The organism is Marisediminitalea alba (assembly GCF_002993365.1).
GTDB lineage: Bacteria > Pseudomonadota > Gammaproteobacteria > Enterobacterales > Alteromonadaceae > Alteromonas > Alteromonas alba.
The window spans coordinates 1-15945 of record NZ_PVNP01000205.1 but is presented as its reverse complement, the minus strand read 5'-3'; the positions used below and the strand labels follow the sequence as shown (position 1 = coordinate 15945).

General features: G+C 48.3%; 13 protein-coding genes and 3 tRNA genes. 5 read left to right on the top strand and 11 right to left on the bottom strand.

Translation table 11 applies throughout. From position 1 onward, the window contains the following. Positions 1-3: 3 nt before the first annotated feature. The 7 genes from C6Y40_RS21850 to C6Y40_RS21820 all read right to left on the bottom strand — a co-directional run bounded on the left by C6Y40_RS21850 (position 4) and on the right by C6Y40_RS21820 (position 5727). Positions 4-1356, bottom strand: a complete 1353-nt coding sequence (locus C6Y40_RS21850; protein WP_105936515.1) for an IS110 family RNA-guided transposase — start codon at positions 1354-1356, stop codon at positions 4-6. Positions 1357-1588: 232 nt separating this feature from the next. Continuing rightward, positions 1589-1665 (bottom strand) — tRNA-Arg (locus C6Y40_RS21845). A gap of 19 nt (positions 1666-1684) precedes the next feature. Next, positions 1685-1761 (bottom strand) — tRNA-Arg (locus tag C6Y40_RS21840). A gap of 21 nt (positions 1762-1782) precedes the next feature. Further along, positions 1783-1873: transfer RNA gene (locus C6Y40_RS21835), tRNA-Ser, on the bottom strand. Between the two features lie 280 nt (positions 1874-2153). Further along, positions 2154-2345 (bottom strand): carbon storage regulator CsrA, encoded by a 192-nt coding sequence (gene csrA, locus C6Y40_RS21830; protein WP_105936514.1) that lies wholly within the window; start codon positions 2343-2345, stop codon positions 2154-2156. Positions 2346-2470: 125 nt separating this feature from the next. Next, positions 2471-5068: an alanine--tRNA ligase gene (gene alaS, locus C6Y40_RS21825; protein ID WP_105936513.1), complete on the bottom strand. Its 2598-nt coding sequence runs from the start codon at positions 5066-5068 to the stop codon at positions 2471-2473. A gap of 203 nt (positions 5069-5271) precedes the next feature. Beyond that, on the bottom strand, positions 5272-5727 hold the full coding sequence (locus tag C6Y40_RS21820; RefSeq protein ID WP_105936512.1) for a regulatory protein RecX: 456 nt from the start codon (positions 5725-5727) through the stop codon (positions 5272-5274). Between the two features lie 94 nt (positions 5728-5821). On the opposite strand from C6Y40_RS21820, the gene C6Y40_RS21815 reads away from it, so the two are divergent. Continuing rightward, entirely contained in the window at positions 5822-7093 is a 1272-nt protein-coding gene (locus C6Y40_RS21815; protein ID WP_105936511.1) for a GNAT family N-acetyltransferase, read from the top strand. A 15-nt stretch (positions 7094-7108) separates the two neighbouring features. Further along, entirely contained in the window at positions 7109-9181 is a 2073-nt protein-coding gene (locus C6Y40_RS21810; protein ID WP_105936510.1) for a M13 family metallopeptidase, read from the top strand. A gap of 82 nt (positions 9182-9263) precedes the next feature. Here the strand turns inward: C6Y40_RS21810 and C6Y40_RS21805 are convergent, their stop codons facing one another. Next, on the bottom strand, positions 9264-9563 hold the full coding sequence (locus C6Y40_RS21805; RefSeq protein WP_105936509.1) for a hypothetical protein: 300 nt from the start codon (positions 9561-9563) through the stop codon (positions 9264-9266). Positions 9564-9742: 179 nt separating this feature from the next. On the opposite strand from C6Y40_RS21805, the gene C6Y40_RS21800 reads away from it, so the two are divergent. Further along, complete coding sequence (locus tag C6Y40_RS21800) at positions 9743-10516, top strand: 3-keto-disaccharide hydrolase (RefSeq protein ID WP_205664812.1); 774 nt, start codon at positions 9743-9745, stop codon at positions 10514-10516. 51 nt (positions 10517-10567) lie between these two features. Here C6Y40_RS21800 and C6Y40_RS21795 read toward each other — a convergent pair whose 3' ends face one another. Beyond that, entirely contained in the window at positions 10568-11422 is an 855-nt protein-coding gene (locus C6Y40_RS21795; protein WP_105936508.1) for a LysR family transcriptional regulator, read from the bottom strand. A 132-nt stretch (positions 11423-11554) separates the two neighbouring features. Between C6Y40_RS21795 and C6Y40_RS21790 the strand changes: the two genes are divergently transcribed. Then, positions 11555-12238: an FMN-dependent NADH-azoreductase gene (locus tag C6Y40_RS21790; protein ID WP_105936507.1), complete on the top strand. Its 684-nt coding sequence runs from the start codon at positions 11555-11557 to the stop codon at positions 12236-12238. Positions 12239-12447: 209 nt separating this feature from the next. Beyond that, complete coding sequence (locus C6Y40_RS21785) at positions 12448-12789, top strand: hypothetical protein (RefSeq protein WP_105936506.1); 342 nt, start codon at positions 12448-12450, stop codon at positions 12787-12789. A 55-nt stretch (positions 12790-12844) separates the two neighbouring features. On the opposite strand, the gene C6Y40_RS21780 is transcribed toward C6Y40_RS21785, so the two are convergent. Both C6Y40_RS21780 and C6Y40_RS21775 read right to left on the bottom strand, forming a co-directional pair. Further along, the gene (locus tag C6Y40_RS21780) at positions 12845-14506 is read right to left on the bottom strand and encodes a vWA domain-containing protein (RefSeq protein WP_105936505.1); all 1662 of its coding nucleotides are present in this window, start codon (positions 14504-14506) and stop codon (positions 12845-12847) included. Positions 14507-14834: 328 nt separating this feature from the next. Continuing rightward, a complete protein-coding gene (locus tag C6Y40_RS21775) occupies positions 14835-15872 on the bottom strand; it encodes an IS110 family RNA-guided transposase (RefSeq protein WP_105933382.1) in 1038 nt (345 codons plus the stop codon). Positions 15873-15945 lie beyond the last annotated feature (73 nt).

Genomic DNA, 15945 nt, shown 5'->3' with positions numbered 1-15945 from the left:
TTCCTAAGAAACACATTCTTCTTTTACTTGCAGACACATACCCATCTTGTCGGCTTGTCTTTTTAGATTTTTAAGTACTCTTTCTTTGTAACGTTCCTCGTAGTAGGCTGCGCCAGGATCGACGTATTTAGTGCCATATTTCATCGCGTTGTAGAACAATATGGCTATTTTCCTTGCTGTTGCAGTAACCGCTTTTGCTTTACCTATTCTGGATGAAAGTCGCCGGTAAAATGCACCCAGTGCAGTATCAGAGCGGCCAACCGTTGTCGCTGCCAGTCGAAGATGTGCGACAACACGGTTATTACTTTTTCTCGAATGTGATGACATGACCTTACCTCCACTGATTTTGGAACCAGGGCATAGCGTCAACCATGAAGTAAAGTGCTTTTCAGTCGCCCATTTGTTCATATCTGTACCGCATTCAGATATTAGCCTTAATGCCAGAAAAGGACCTAAACCATGGATCTGAGTGATGTCGGTACCTATAAGTCGGTAGAGCTTCTCCCTCACATTAAAGTTGAGTGCATTGGGTTGTTTTGTTCTGTGTTTTGCTTTTGGGATAGGTACTTCTGGCTCTTTTGAGTCCAGGCAGAGTTTGTCGAGTACCGATTCAATTTGTATATCACATTCATCAATTTGCACTTGGTAAGCGTCATACATAACCACAGCCTGTCGAAGTGCAAATAAGTGTTCTGGCTGATAATTGCCATTAAGTGCAGCACATATCGTAGATTCATCTGCTTTGCAGCGTGGGTCTCGGAATTTGGCCAATACACCAGGGTTGTATTCGCCACCAACGATAGCTCTGACAATTTTCATTCCGGTAACACCAGTAATATCAGACACAACGATATTCAACTGGATATTCATAAACGTCAGTGCTTTTTGTATATGCTGGATGTGTGCAGCGGCATAATCCAGAAGTCGTTCTCTCACTCTCATGTATGTCCGGAGTTCAGCAATGGTGGATTCAGGTCTGAAGCTCGCTTTTAGCAAACCGCATGCGTGCAACCTTTGTATCCATTGCGCATCTCCAACATCTGTTTTCCTGCCTGGGACTGCACGAGTATCACGGGCATTAGAGAGGACAACGTTAAATCCATGCTCTTCCAGTATTTGATACACCGGAACCCAATACACTCCCGTTGATTCCATTGCTACGGTTTTGATCCCGCACTCTGCTAACCAGCGGGCCATATTGTGAATATCACCGGTGAATGCTTTGAAGGTTTGAACCGACTCGTCGCACCGCTCCGGTGGAACGGCAACAACATGAAAACTTCCTCCAATATCAATCCCGGCAGCGTCAGGGTTGATCACAGGAAGTGACTGCGATTTTGCTTTTGACTTTGACATGATGACCTCACTCTATTAGAAATAACCGGATGGGAACTCGGATTAATCACTTTCCTAAACGGGGTCTATGCCACCAACATCGGGTCCGCAGCTTTCCCTGGGTCAGGTTTTTTAACGGGATTTATATCTCCAAAAGGCGTACGACCACTATCCGGTTACCAAATAGTATAGATCTACACGTGTTTCTAGTCAGATGGGGGATGGGGCGCAATGTAGGCTGTTTTTTAGAATGTGGCGCGTGTGGAAGGATTCGAACCTCCGACCGCCTGGTTCGTAGCCAGGTACTCTATCCAGCTGAGCTACACACGCGAAGTTTTAATTTAGTGAGTGGCGCGTGCGGAAGGATTCGAACCTCCGACCGCCTGGTTCGTAGCCAGGTACTCTATCCAGCTGAGCTACGCACGCGCTGATACACTAAATTAAAAATGGCGGAGAGGGAGGGATTCGAACCCTCGATACGCGTAATGCGTATGGTTCCTTAGCAGGGAACTGGTTTCAGCCACTCACCCACCTCTCCGTCATGTGGGGCTGCATTTTAATGACATGCGGTGGGAAGTCAATGGTTTTTTAGATAAATACATTTCGTATGCCGGGATTTTAAACAATCGATTTATTTTGCCTAAAAAGCACACATTTATTGCCCGAAAAAGCACCATTTACCGCCGTTTTCACCCATCTGCTACCGGGCGGTAAAACCGCATCAGAGAATCAATTTACTCCGCACCAATAAAAAAGGCCGGAAAAAACCGGCCTTAGTAATGATAAATGACCAAAAAACTGGTCTTACCACTAATTATTTACTTATTACCATCAGGCTGACCGCCTTTTTCAGCCTGGATGCGCATATAAATTTCTTCGCGATGCACCGAAACTTCCTTTGGTGCATTCACACCAATACGTACCTGATTACCCTTAACGCCTAACACGGTTACGGTGACATCGTCACCCACCATCAGCGTTTCACCCACACGACGAGTTAAAATAAGCATTCTTTTGCTCCTGGTTCCTTGATTACATTGCCTCCGTGCGGTCTTCGACGCCTTTCACTCCGTAAAAGCGCTTTCGGTGGGGTTAACGCTGGTGTCACGACAACGTTAATCCACCAATACTTGCATTATAGCTTATCTTCTAACCAAACGTTAACGGACTGTAACGCAGTGGCTAAATTTTCTGGCTGACTGCCGCCAGCCTGTGCCATATCCGGGCGACCTCCACCCTTACCGCCAACTTGTGTAGCGATATGATTAACCAGTTCACCAGCTTTCACTTTGCCGGTTAAGCCTTTGGTCACCCCAACGATAAGACTCACCTTACCGTCTGCAGGCGCACCCAGCACAACGATGCCTTCACCAATGCGGTTTTTCAGGTCATCAACCATGCCGCGTAATGATTTGGCCTCAACACCTTCAAGCTCTGCAATGAGGACTTTGTTACCCTTTATATCCACGGCATTGCCAAGTAGATCAGCGCCTTGTTGGCTTGCCATCTTTTGTTTGAGTGAAGTAACTGTTTTTTCTAACTCTTTTTGTTGAGATTGCAGTTGGGTTACTTTCTCTGTGAGGCCACTGGCATCAGTTTTTAACAGCCCACAGGTAGTGTTCAGTACCGCCTGTTGCTGTTGTACATAAGCCAGCGCGCCCATGCCGGTTACCGCATCAATACGACGTACACCAGAAGCAATACCGCCCTCGGTAACAATTTTAAACAAACCAATATCGCCGGTTTGCTTAACGTGAGTACCACCACAAAGCTCAGTGGAAACCGGTCCCATGGAAACAACACGAACTTTCTCATCGTATTTTTCGCCAAACAGTGCCATAGCACCGGTCTTTTTGGCTTCTTCCAGATCCATCATCTGCGTGGTTAACGGATGGTTATCCTGAATATCCTTATTAACCCGTACTTCGATTTGTGCCAGTTGTTCGGCAGTCACGCCCTCAAAATGCGAGAAGTCGAAACGCAGACGCTCGGCATTTACCAAAGAGCCTTTCTGCGTTACATGGTCGCCAAGAATGTCTCTGAGCGCCTGGTGCAGCAAGTGTGTTGCACTGTGATTTTTGCGGATAGCGCTGCGCTTAATATCATCAATTTTGGCAACCGCTTTGTCGCCTTTGTTAATGGTGCCTTTTACCTTACCGCGGTGGGCAAAAGCATTACCCATTTTCTGTGTATCGGTAACAAAGAACTCACCATTAGCCACTTTGAGTACACCAGTATCACCTACCTGACCGCCCGCTTCAGCGTAAAATGGCGTTTGATCCAGCACGACAACCCCTTCCTGACCATCGGTCAGTGCTTCGCAGAAGCTGTTGCCACTGATTAACTCCACCACGTTGGCATCGCCTTCGGCATCGGTATAACCGGTAAAGGCCGTTTGACAGTCAACTTTTAAGGTGCTGTTGTAATCGGCACCAAACTGACTGGCTTCCTGCGCGCGCTGACGCTGCGCCTGCATTGCCGCCTCAAAACCTTCTTCATCGATTTTGTAGTCGTGTTCGCGGGCCACGTCGTTGGTTAAGTCTACCGGGAAGCCGTAGGTATCATAGAGTTTGAAAACCAATTCGCCAGGAACGGTATCGCCTTCCAGCTCGTTAAGCGCATCGTTAAGCATATTCATGCCACGAGAAAGAGTCTTACTGAACTGCTCTTCTTCTACGCGTAATACTTTTTCAATAACCGGCTTCTGATCAGCCAGCTCAGGGTAGAAACCGCCCATTTCCTGGGTCAGTGCATCCACCAGCTTGTAGAAGAAAATGTCATTGGCGCCCATTTTATAGCCATGACGTACCGCACGGCGGATAATCCGGCGCAGTACATAACCGCGGCCTTCGTTGCTGGGCATTACGCCATCGCAAATTAAAAACGCACAAGAACGAATGTGGTCCGCAATCACCCGCAGTGATTTATTATCCAGATCTGTTGTACCAACAATTTTCGCGGCAGCATTGATCAGATTTACAAACAAATCGATTTCATAGTTGCTGTGCACGTTCTGCAGAATGGCAGAGATACGCTCCAGCCCCATACCGGTATCAATCGACGGCTTAGGCAGCGGCTCCATAGTGCCATCGGCCTGCTTGTTGAACTGCATGAAAACCAGGTTCCAGATTTCAATAAAGCGGTCGCCGTCTTCTTCCGGTGTGCCCGGAGGACCACCCCAGATGTGCTCACCGTGATCGTAGAAAATCTCCGAACATGGGCCACAAGGACCGGTATCGCCCATCGACCAGAAGTTGTCCGAGGTTGAGATGCGGATAATTTTCTCTTTCGGTACACCAATGGTGTTTTCCCAGATATCGAAGGCTTCGTCATCCTCAGAAAACACGGTAACCAGCAGTTTCTCTTTCGGCAGACCCAACTCTTCAGTTAGGAACGTCCAGGCAAACTGAATGGCTTCTTTTTTGAAATAGTCACCAAAGCTGAAATTACCCAGCATTTCGAAAAACGTGTGGTGACGCGCGGTATAACCCACATTCTCAAGGTCGTTATGCTTACCACCGGCGCGAACACAACGCTGCGACGATACCGCTCGGGTATAGCTGCGTTTTTCGGAACCGAGGAAAACGTCCTTAAACTGGTTCATACCCGCATTAGTAAACAATAACGTGGGATCATCTGCTGGTACCAGTGAAGAACTGGAAACAGCCTGGTGGCCATGCTGGCCAAAATACTCGATAAATTTGCGGCGAATATCAGCAGTTGATAATGTCATTGAAATCCTGAAATCCTTAGTTAACCTTTAGCTTATATGCAGCCTGTGTGCAGGAAATTCAACTATTCAGCACACTTCTCGCCACATTATTATGAGGCCGCAACAATACCATGGTTAATGCTGTTTTGTTAAGCAATCCACCGTGAAAACAGGCCAATCATCACCATAGAAAATATTGATTAAGGGCTGCAGGCAGACTCTGGCTATTCGTGGTCGTCGTCGAAGGCGTGCTGGATATGGTCAGAATAGAAGCCCCGATACTGTAAAAAGCGGATTTGTTTAAACTTTTCCTTGTCGGTTGCCGGTGGTTTAAGACCAAACCGCTTGCGTCTTACCTGCCCGGCAAGCGTGAACCAATCAGTGTCATTTTCAAGCATTGCCTGTTCAAGCAACGATTCATCAATAGAAAACTGCTGACACTCTGCTTTTATCCTGGCCGGCCCCTGCCCTTTGGCTACTCCCGAGCGCACTTTCATTTCGGCAAAACGGGCGTCGCTTTGGATCCCTGCTTGTTTAAATTCCTCTACCACAGGGGCACAATCGTCCGTTGCAAAACCTTTCTGTGATAATTTTCGTAACAATTCGTGATAAGCATGCTCTCGTCGCGAAAGCATGCGGGTAATCGACTCTATAATGATTTTACGTGGGTTATCTGTCATTTTACCGATGATTTTTTAGAACTTAGCATTCAATATATGCCCGCTATCGTACCAGCTATTGCGCTTTACTGCGGGCAGGATATTTCATAAGACTATGCAAAAACAAGCCGCGGATAATACGCTTACTTTTACCCTGCATCATAGCATCAACGAGATTGATGCGTTGCAGTGGCAGGCACTGGCCGAGCAGGCAGGCCCGTTTTTGCAATATCAATGGCTTAAAGCGCTGGAAGACACTCACTGTGTCGATGGTAAGATAAACAAGCAATCCGGCTGGCGAACCGGCTGGCAAACCGGCAGGCAAACCGGCTGGCAAACGGCATTCTGGAGTGGCTCGCTTAACGGCGAGCTTAAAATAGTGGTGCCGGGCTATTTAAAAACCCACAGTTACGGCGAATACGTATTTGACCATAGCTGGGCCAATGCTTACCACCAGCATGGTAAGGACTATTATCCTAAATGGATTGCGGCTATTCCATTTACCCCGGTTACCGGCCCTCGCATACTTATTGCCAGCGACGTATCCGCCGCGCAGTGGCACAGCCTGGTCACCCACATCAATGACTGGGCCAGCGACAATCAGTATTCGTCCTGCCATTGGTTGTTTAATCCGCTTGATTCCCAAACCAACTTTGCCAAACTGGGCTTTAGCTCGCGTTTTAGTGTGCAGTTTCAATGGATGAATCGCGGCTATCAGAATTTTGATGACTTTCTTGCCAGGCTGACATCCCGCAAGCGCAGAAGCATTCGTAAAACCCGTAAGCGTTTTAACTCCCCTTCTCTGCGTGTAGAAAGGTTACACGGTGATAAGCTAAGTCGCGAAGACATGGCATTTTTTGTCCATTGCTATCAGGACACGTACCTGAAGCGCAGTGGCCACACCGGCTATTTAACCCCCGCCTTTTTCGACGCGCTGTATGCCCATTGCCGGGACAACATTATGCTTGTGAAAGCCACTCATAATGACCAGGAGATTGCTGCAGCCCTGTTTTTATTTGATGATACAGGGCTGTACGGGCGTTACTGGGGTTGCCTGGAAGATATTGACGAGCTGCATTTTGAGTGCTGCTACTTTCAGGGCATTGAATTTGCCATCGAACAGGGCTTGCCGCTGTTTAATCCCGGAACTCAGGGCGAACACAAAATTCTGCGCGGTTTTGAGCCGGTTTATTGTGTATCCCACCATAAACTGCACGATCCGAGGTTTCATCAGGCTGTGGCAGATTTTTTACAGCGGGAAAAACCGGTTATCGAAGACTATTTCAATCAGGCCCGGGATGTATTACCTTTCAACGCGGACTATCTGAACGAATTTGTAACACCAACAAGTACAAACGGGGCGACAATAACGCCTGAAAAATCCTAACACAGAGACAACAATATGAAGTACACATTGCTCGCAGCCACTATTGCTGCATCGCTGGCCCTGACGGCCTGTTCGAAACCAGAAACCACCACGCAAACCGCAGACACCCAAACTGAAGCGCCTGCCGCCAAAGCCGAAATTGGCTCATTTGGTGTAGACCTGACCGCCCGTGACGAGAGCGTAAAACCGGGTGACGACTTCTTTATGTACGCCAGTGGTACCTGGTATGAAAACTACGAACTGCCAGCCGACAAAACCCGCTTTGGCGCATTTAACGCCCTGGCCGATCGCAGCGAAGAGCAGGTTAAGCAAATCATTGACGACATTATGGCGTCGGATAATTTAACCGCAGAAGAACAGCTGGTTCACGATTACTACACAGCGTACATGGATACCGAAACCATCAACGCTAAAGGCATTACCCCAATTAATCCTACGCTTACTGACATCGACAATCTGTCGTCGGTTAAAGAGCTTACCGAATTCTTCGGCGAAAGCTGGCTTACCGGTGCATCAGCGCCTTTATACGGTGGTCTGTGGTATAACCGCCTGGATCCAAATGAATACCAGCTGAGTGTGGGTGTTGGCGGTTTGGGCTTACCCGACCGTGACTATTACCTTAACGATTCAGAGCGCTTCAGCAATATCCGCGACGCATACGTAAAACACATCGCTGAGATGCTGACCTTCGCCGACGTGGAAAACCCGGAAGAAAAAGCCCAGACCATTCTGGCACTGGAAACCAAAATTGCTGAGATTCAGTGGCCTCGTGAAAAACGTCGCGACCGCGACCTGACATTAAACCAAATCGAGCGCAGTGCACTGGCCGACATGTATCCTGACTTTGACTGGAATGCCTGGTTAGATGCCATGGGCTTTAAAGCGCCAGAGCTGAATATCTCCCAGCCACAACCGGTAAAAGACGTTATCGAAATCATCAACGATACGCCGCTGGATGACTGGAAAACTTACCTGACCTACCACACTATCTCGAATAATGCGTCGATGCTGTCAGATGACATCTATATGGCCAACTTCGATTTTTATGGTAAAACCCTGAGCGGTCAGCAAGAGCCTCGTCCACGCTGGAAACGTGCGCTTAGCGCCATGTCAGGCACGACTTCTTTAGGCTTTGCCATTGGTAAGAGCTATGTGGATCGCTTCTTCCCGGAAAGCTCTAAAACGCAAATGGCTGAACTGGTAGAAAACCTGCGTGCCGCCCTGGGCGAACGTATTGACGGTCTGGACTGGATGGGCGAAGAAACCAAGGTCAATGCTAAAGCCAAGCTGGCCGCGTTTAACCCTAAAATCGGTTATCCGGATGAGTGGATTTCTTATGAAGGCCTGGAAATTACCGACCAGGATCTGCTGACCAACGAACGTAACATCAGCAAGTTCTTCCACGCCAAGCAGGTAGAAGATGAATTGGAACCCACTAACCGCGAGCGCTGGGGCATGACGCCACAACGGGTAAATGCTTATTACAACTCATCGTTCAACGAGATTGTCTTCCCGGCGGCTATCCTGCAACCGCCATTCTTTGATCCTAACGCCGATCCGGCAGTGAACTACGGTGCTATCGGCGCTGTTATCGGTCACGAAATGGGTCACGGGTTTGACGACCAGGGCTCTAAGTCTGATGCCAAGGGGATTCAGCAAAACTGGTGGACCGACGAAGACCGCGCCGCGTTTGAAGCCAAAGCTGATATGCTGGCAGACCAGTACAGTGCTTACGAACCTATCGAAGGCAACTTTGTGAATGGCCGTAACAGCCTGGGTGAAAACATTGGTGACGTTGGTGGTCTGTCGATGGCTTACCATGCTTACAAACTGAGCCTGAATGGCAAAGAAGCACCGGTTATTGACGGCCTGACCGGCGATCAGCGTTTCTTTCTGGCCTGGGCGCAGGTTTGGAAAGAAAAGCGTACCGAACAAAGCATGCTTAACCAGTTACGTGCCGGTACTCACTCTCCGGGTCGTTACCGTGCACTGGCACCACGTAACCACGATGCATGGTACGAAGCCTTTAACGTACAACCAGGCGATGCCCTGTACCTGGCACCAGAAGAACGTGTAAAAATCTGGTAATTACCTGCCAGTAATACAACAATGCCAAAAGCAGCCTCCGGGCTGCTTTTTTATGTTTGCAATACAACCGGCACCTCGACTACTACCGGCTTACGGCAAGCGTCATAGCCACGGCTAAAAACCAAAGAAGTGAAATAACCAACACGGACTTCAGGGTGCTGGATTGCGCTTTCGAGCGATAGAATGAAAAAGCAGCATAGGCCGCGGGAATCAACGCTGCGACACCGCCAAAGATAAACGCTTTGACGATGCCAACCACTGGAGCCCATGAACTCTGGATAATCAAAAGCTCAAACAGCAACTCCACAACACCAATGCCTGCACAACCGAAAAATAACCCAAATGCCCTGTCCTCAGACAGTTTTAACTCTGGCGCCGTCAACCTTAACCGCCATGCATTGAGCTCCTTTTTATAACACTATCACCGTAGCACGCAAAATATCACGCCACAAACACTCGCCAGCCTGCAGCAAAAGCGCTCGTGTCCGGTTTGCTTAGATTGTAAAAATTTGGTAAACAGAGCACATAGTACTTACCATACACTCAGATTAAGGTGCCCTAGTGATTGCGAAGTTGATATCGAAGTTCCGCCCGGGTTTTGTTGCCACGCTAACCGCACTGTTAACCGTTAGCTTTAACGCTCACAGCACTCCCGATAAAGCAGTATCAGGTTCACTTCTGGCGGCCCCACACAACCAGCTTAGCCAGAAAGAAAAACAACAGGGCTGGCAACTGCTTTTTGATGGCGAATCACTCAGTGGCTGGCATGTGTTTCAGTACCCGGATACGGTCCCGGCGTGGACTGTAAAAGAAGATATGCTGACCTTCAATCCGGCGGCGCGAGGCCTCCAGCATGGGGATTTAGCCACCGATAAGGTGTTTGAAAACTTTGAATTAAAGTTTGAATGGCAATCGCCAGAAAACGGTAACAGCGGAGTGTTTATTAACGTTCAGGAAACGCCAGAAAGCGTGACACCCTGGCAAACCGGGCCGGAATATCAGCTCCTTGGCGTAGCTCATGGCGATAACGCGGATCCCGTGAAGCGCTCTGGCGGGATTTTTGGCTTTGCCTCACCGTTAACCGCCTCAGACTTTCTGGCCAGCAGTGGCTGGAACCAGTCTGTTATTAAACAGCAGGATGGCAAGGTTGAGTTTTATCTGAATGGAAAATTAACTGCCCGCGCCGACCTGACCAGCGATCAATGGCAGTCACAGTTAGCCCGTTCAAGATTTAAGGATCAGGCGGGCTTTGGCGCCTATACCAAAGGCCATATCGTGCTGCAGCAGTGGACATCACTGATCTATTTTCGCAACATTAAAATCAAGTCACTCTAAGGGCTGTTGCGGCGGCAAGACATGCCGAGCTTGCCGCGCTTTTGTTTAAGGTCAGTGCTGCTTAAGTAACTCCTCCAGCCATTCTATAAACATTACGTTGTGCCGGGTAATCAAGCTGTCTTTGTTTTCAATGTAGTAGCACAAAGCAGAGTCAATTGGAGGGTAGCCTGACTCCGTTAGTAATCCCGCCTTAACGTAGTCCCGGGTAAGCGTTGTTGAGCAAAATACGCAGGCGTTTTCCAGCAGAGCCTGCTGAATCCCAAACAACTCCTGATCAAAATAACGTACCTCAAACTGCCTGTACGATAAATCGTTATGGTTTAACCACGCCTGCAATGGGACTTCGGGTAAAGCGCTGTTTTTCCAGCGGGTGGTGTAAATTGTTATTGGCGAAGTCTGGTCCAACTGAGTAGTGAGCCGGGCATTGCCATACAAATTAAACCGTTCCCGAATAAGCACGTCACCATCGGCTTGCTCAGCCAAGGCACCAAGTCGCACAGACAGGCTGAAGTGGTCGGTGTTAATTTCCTCACCACTGGTTATGTTCACTTTACTGTGCGGATATTGCTCATAATAACGCTGTAAAGCAGGTAACAGTGCCAGGGCGGCAAAGGATGAAGTGGTAGCCACTTTGATTTGTTTATCGTTTCGTGAAATGTCTTCGAGCGCCGTGTTAATGGTTTGAAAGCCCTGACTGGTAGCAACAGCTAACTCTCTACCTGGCGCTGTAAGGATGACTTTTCTGGTCTCCCGCCGAAATAAGCTCACATTTAACCGCTGCTCAAGATTAGTAATGTGGTGAGACACCGCGGTAGGAGAAATCGATAACTCAGCAGCGGCCGCCTTAAAGCTACCCAGCCTGGCTGCAGATTCGAACGCCTTTAACGCTGGCAAAGAAACTTGCATGTTGTACTCCCGCTACTCAATGACACCAAAATAGATGAGTTTTACTCATCTGTAAATGTTTTTTACTCGGTTGTCAGTGGCTTGGTAACGCCTGAAAATAACGGTAAAAGTTAACCAACAAAGGTAGTTACCATGAGTGTTATTTTACATGTAGATTCCAGCGTCAGGGCCATTTCCAATAGCAATCCTGAGCACGACTCCATTTCAAAAAAGCTGGCAAGACAGTTTATTAGTAAGTTACAGAAAACGGCGAATACAGATGAATATATCTATCGTGACGTTGGAGTGAATCCGCCGCCCTATATTACTCAGGATTGGATAGGTGCGGTATTTACGCCTGAACAGAAAAGAACCGCCTTACAGCAGCAGTTGCTGGCCCCGTCTGATGAACTTATAAGCGAAGTTGAAAAAGCCGGAATCATTGTGATTTCATCGCCCATGTACAACTACGGCATGCCCGCTCAGTTAAAAGCCTGGTTTGATCAAATTGTGCGTATTAACAAGACCTTTGACTTTGATTTAGCCCGCGGTGATAAACCACTTGCGCCTCTGCTATCGGGAAAAATCCTGGTGATCATTACCTCCAGCGGCGAGTTTGGTTTTGAACGCGGTGGCATCAACGAAGGCGCCAGTCATTTAGTCCCGCACCTGCGTACACTCAGTAAATACCTGGGCGTGACAGACATTTATGAGATCGCTTCTGAGTATCAGGAATTTGCCGACCACAGACATGAGCAGTCCCTGCAACGAGCGAGAATGAAAGCCAATGAAATCGCCCTGCTACTGGCAGACAAGCAAAAAGCCGTCGCTTGCTAGTAGCTGAGTATTGACCTGAATTTGCCGATGGCGCACTGTTGAGTAACCATCGGCCTCCCCCCCACAAAGAGTGTAGTAAGCCAAACGTTTGACCCGTTTTCTCTGAATCCTTTACGCAAGCAAACTCACCCTGTGTACAGTTGTCTCAGTATGCCGTTAACTTATGATTTATCCATGCGTATTCAAACTGTCAGCGATAAGGAAATAACATGGAACTCAGTCAGGCTAAAGACGTGATTTATACCCTCTCGCAAGGGATAGATCCGGCATCCGGTGAAGTACTTGCCGATAACAGCTGTTTTAATCAACCGGTTATTATCCGGGCACTCTTTATGGCCCACGAAGCACTCGACAGGTCTGTTAAGTACGAGCAGAGAAAATCATCATTGCCACCCAATGCCGGCAAGCCCTGGCCTAATGAGGAGGACGAGCAGTTAGCTGGTGCCTTTGATTCGGGTAGCAGCATCTCTCAGCTGGCTAAAACCCATCAGCGCACGCCGGGTTCGATTAAAGCCCGGCTGGAGAAGCTGGGCAAAATCAGCGGCGCTTAGGTTTTACGGCCAGGCGCCTGTAGCCAATAAGCGCAGCAGTGGCTTTTGTCACGAGCTAAAATTCGGCTTCTTCGGCCACTTTTGCCTGCCGGATCAGCTGAGTAAACTCCCCACGATAGCCATAATAATCCTCGCCCTTGTTTGCCAGCGCCAGGTTAAAAGCATCATCCAATGACCATTGGCCGGTATACTTACCGTCTTTCATTAACTGAGCAAAGCCCGCCACGGCTGTGGCAAAGTTTACTTCCTGCATGATCGCAGGCGTAGCATTGATGGCGCTCATAATTGGTTGATCCAGCAATTGCGAAGTCTCCTCACCCGGCAATTTATAACGGATTTTTAAATACCCCAATTCTGCTAAAGCGTCATTCGCCGCGCCGCTGTTGCCACTGGTATAACGGGATTCATCCAGGTAGCTGCCCGGCTGGCCGCTGAGGGTAACCTCGTAAATTGCCGTTATCGCGTGGCCAGAGCCAATATCACCGGCATCCACTTTATCGTTATTAAAGTCTTCTTCTTTCAGCGCCCGGGTTTCATAACCCAGTAATCGGTATTCATTAACCGCCGCAGGATTAAATTCCACCTGGATTTTAAGATCTTTAGCAATGGGAAACAGTGATGACGTAGCCTCCTCAACAAACAGTTTCTGCGCCTCGCCCAGGGTATCAATGTAAGCCGCAATCCCGTTGCCGCTTTGCGCCAGCGACTGCATTAGCGCGTCTTTATAATTGCCCTGACCAAAACCAATCACCGATAAATAAATACCGCTGTGGCGCTTACGCTCAACAAAGTCGGTTAACTGTTCAGGGTCTGACAGGCCAACATTAAAGTCACCGTCTGTAGCGAGCATAATGCGGTTAACCGCCTGTTCATCAAAGTTCGACTCGGCCAGTTGATACGCCAGTTGCAGGCCTTCGCCGCCAGCGGTGGAGCCACCAGCTTTCAGTTTATCCAGCGCTTCGATGATTGTTGCTGCCTGCGCTACTTTTGTCGGCTCGAGCACGGTACCAGCGGCTCCGGCATACACCACAATCGCTATGGTATCGGTTGGCTTGAGTGTTTTAAGCAATAGCTTGATGGATTGCTTCACCAGCGGGAGTTTATCCGGCGCGTTCATCGAACCTGACACATCCAGCAGAAATACCAGGTTGCTATTCGGCTGTTCCCTTTGCTCCAGTTCGTACCCCTGAATACCAATATGTACCAGCTTGCGATGCGCGGCCCAGGGCGAATCATGTACTACTACGGTGGGCAGAAAAGGCCGGCTCGCACTGGTCGGAAACGGATAGTGATAATCAAAATAATTAACCATTTCTTCCAGCCGTACAGCGTCTTTCTCGGGCAGGTAACCACGGTTTAATTGTTTACGCACAAAACTGAAGGAGGTGGTATCGACATCGGCAGAAAAGGTGGAAACCGGTTCATCGCTAACCCGCTTTACCGGGTTGGCATCAAACTGTTCGAAGTCGTTCTCATACTGTGGCTGAACAGGCGGTGGCATTGGTGCCATGCGGCTGCCAGTCACCGTAAGCGGCATAACCATTTCAGCAGCCACTCTTCGCTCCTGCTTTACTTTCATGTATTCGGCTTTTTCGGCTTCTTTGCTGGCTTGTTGCTGTGCGGCCAGCTCCTGTTCGCTCGGTCCTGAAGTGCAATTAACCAGCGTAACTGCCATGGCAATTAGCAACGCGTTGCGACCCACCCTTGTTTTAGTCATTTTCTGCTCCTTGAGATCAAAGGTAACTGATAAATCAACGATAACAGTGGCAACTTAACTGTAAGCTGAATAGCCGATCGAGTAGGAGGGAGTTTCGCAACTCCCGTCCTCTTATATGGACTCCCTGAAGTAATCAACATCTTTTGAAAAATTAGTAGTAGATGCGCTCTTATATACGGGCTTTAAATGGAGAGCTACTCCTGCCCTTCGATGTATACGCACCAACAGTTCAATTCTCACACACAGTGTTTAGTCACTTGAGAGGACTGGCTGAATTCTGCTGGTTGGTCTTACCATTTATTTTCGCAATTTGTTGATTTACTAACTCTTAGGCTGCTAACAGTATCGGATTGTAATCGTCATTATTCTTTATTAGAGCAACAGCGGTTCTCACCGTTTTATTTGCTAACGCGATGGCAGCAACCTTCTTTCCCCTTCGGTCAACTAACGCCTTCAGCCACTGCTCTTTCACAGTCTTAGGCTCTCTGGATACTGCTTTATTCACTACCGACATTGCTCCCTGATAGAGCAAACTTCGCAATCTTTTATCTGCACAGTTTTTAGAAATATGTCCCAATCGCTCTTTACCGCCGGTCGAATGCTGCTTCGGTGTCAAACCTATGCATGCTGATGCATCCCGGCCTGTATTGAACTCTGTCGCATTTCCCAATCGAACGGTTAACCCCAAAGCAATCAAAGGGCCTACGCCTTCGAGTTTACTTAATTTCTGGCAAACAGGATTATGCCGCGTGTGTTCTGCTATGAGCCTGTCATAACTTTCTATTTGAGTCGTATAGAGTTGTAACATTTGTGACTGCGCAGCCAAAGCCTGACGATAATTCATCGGCAAGCCGTTTTCTGCATCTTCTAAAATGTCAGGCAGCGCAGTGACTAAATGATTTAACCCCTTTGCTATCACAATCCCGAATTCCGTCAACAGTCCTCGTATCTGGTTTGCCAACGCCGTCCTTTGCTCCAACTGCAGCATTCGCACCCGCTCCAGGGCCTGAAGACCCTGTTCATCTTCCTCCATGATGCCACAAGAGTTTATATGAGGTAATTGAGCCGCAATACCGATAGCGTAGGCGTCATTTTTATCTGTTTTTTGCTTTAATTGCAGCCCTTTTACTGCGCGAGGCTGAATGATTTTTACTTGATGACCATGCCGCCTCGCTAAACGCGCCCAGTAATTCGAGCCACCACAGGCTTCCATTGCCACTAACGCTGACACATGGTTTCCCAGAAGTGCTATCAATGCTTTACGACTCATTGCTTTGTTATAATCAATTTTTCCGTCACTGTTGAACTTGCAAACCTGAAAGGAATGCTTTGCAAGGTCAATTGCAATAATTGTATTCTTAATCATGTATGGACCCCTTTGGCTAATTTGACAATTAAGACCGTACCCCTTTCAGGGAAGGGAGTCCATACATCTCACA

Excerpts from the sequence above, each read along its gene's own strand:
- C6Y40_RS21850 (WP_105936515.1), bottom strand. The coding sequence starts at position 1,356 with ATGTCAAAGTCAAAAGCAAAATCGCAGTCACTTCCTGTGATCAACCCT.
- csrA (WP_105936514.1), bottom strand. The coding sequence starts at position 2,345 with ATGCTTATTTTAACTCGTCGTGTGGGTGAAACGCTGATGGTGGGTGAC.
- alaS (WP_105936513.1), bottom strand. The coding sequence starts at position 5,068 with ATGACATTATCAACTGCTGATATTCGCCGCAAATTTATCGAGTATTTT.
- C6Y40_RS21820 (WP_105936512.1), bottom strand. The coding sequence starts at position 5,727 with ATGACAGATAACCCACGTAAAATCATTATAGAGTCGATTACCCGCATG.
- C6Y40_RS21815 (WP_105936511.1), top strand. The coding sequence starts at position 5,822 with ATGCAAAAACAAGCCGCGGATAATACGCTTACTTTTACCCTGCATCAT.
- C6Y40_RS21810 (WP_105936510.1), top strand. The coding sequence starts at position 7,109 with ATGAAGTACACATTGCTCGCAGCCACTATTGCTGCATCGCTGGCCCTG.
- C6Y40_RS21795 (WP_105936508.1), bottom strand. The coding sequence starts at position 11,422 with ATGCAAGTTTCTTTGCCAGCGTTAAAGGCGTTCGAATCTGCAGCCAGG.
- C6Y40_RS21790 (WP_105936507.1), top strand. The coding sequence starts at position 11,555 with ATGAGTGTTATTTTACATGTAGATTCCAGCGTCAGGGCCATTTCCAAT.
- C6Y40_RS21785 (WP_105936506.1), top strand. The coding sequence starts at position 12,448 with ATGGAACTCAGTCAGGCTAAAGACGTGATTTATACCCTCTCGCAAGGG.
- C6Y40_RS21780 (WP_105936505.1), bottom strand. The coding sequence starts at position 14,506 with ATGACTAAAACAAGGGTGGGTCGCAACGCGTTGCTAATTGCCATGGCA.
- C6Y40_RS21775 (WP_105933382.1), bottom strand. The coding sequence starts at position 15,872 with ATGATTAAGAATACAATTATTGCAATTGACCTTGCAAAGCATTCCTTT.